This is a genomic window from Virgibacillus sp. 7505 (assembly GCF_002272135.1).
Classification (GTDB): domain Bacteria; phylum Bacillota; class Bacilli; order Bacillales; family Amphibacillaceae; genus Terribacillus.
Genome location: NZ_NPBF01000545.1, coordinates 1 through 202 on the forward strand (window position 1 = coordinate 1; position 202 = coordinate 202).

Here is a 202-nt window from a genome sequence, read left to right on the forward strand (position 1 = left end):
CCGTTGGACTTGGCCGTGACATTTCAGGGGAACCTGTGCTGGCGCCGCTAAATAAAATGCCCCATTTGCTTGTGGCAGGGGCAACAGGCAGTGGCAAAAGTGTGTGCATCAACGGCATCATTACAAGCATTTTAATGAAAGCAAAACCCCATGAAGTGAAGCTGATGATGATTGATCCCAAAATGGTTGAGCTAAACGTGTA

General features: G+C 47.5%; 1 protein-coding gene. It reads left to right on the forward strand.

Going from position 1 to position 202, the window contains the following annotated elements; all coding sequences use genetic code 11:
• Window positions 1-202 (forward strand): FtsK/SpoIIIE domain-containing protein (locus tag CHH91_RS20135; protein WP_141234307.1); only part of this gene is annotated, 202 nt, incomplete at both ends.